The 439-nt window shown below is 39.2% G+C and carries 1 protein-coding gene; it reads right to left on the bottom strand.

What is annotated here, in order from left to right; translation table 11 throughout:
* Positions 1 to 236, bottom strand: a 236-nt coding sequence (locus JWG44_RS22075) for a BrnT family toxin (RefSeq protein WP_205277191.1), incomplete at its 3' end; no start/stop codon positions are given.
* Between the last annotated feature and the right edge of the window lie 203 nt (positions 237 to 439).

The raw sequence follows: 439 nt of genomic DNA, 5'->3' as shown, positions 1-439 counted from the left end.
ATTCGGATTGTGTCTTTCGAAGAACGATAACAGTGCGAAACCATTAACAGGTTTAATTTATAACTAAATCCAAGTATGATAAATCTTTCTTCATTTTCAGAATGGTCGGGGTCATTTATAATCCTTGCGTTTTCGTCGTAAAAGACTGTCTTCGCTTCTTCAAATGAAATTCTATGTTTTTGTCTATTTATGGTATTTTTCGATGGATCCCATTCAAATTTGATTGATTCCTCCATATGTATAGTGTCAATATATAGTAAATATAAGGAATGTCAATAGTATTCGCTAACCGGAATGATTACTTAATGTAATTTAGTCTTACGGACGCGTGACAGCAACTAACTTCGGCTTCTCACTGCGTCCGCGACTCACGGTTCCCGCTCGCGCTCACTCCGGGCTAAAGCCACATTGCTTTGTCACTTCGGTTCGCGAGACGCGA

It is taken from the genome of Leptospira ainazelensis, from assembly GCF_016918785.1.
GTDB lineage: Bacteria > Spirochaetota > Leptospiria > Leptospirales > Leptospiraceae > Leptospira > Leptospira ainazelensis.
The sequence above is the reverse complement of the archived record's forward strand: the minus strand, read 5'-3'. Positions and strand labels throughout refer to the sequence as shown.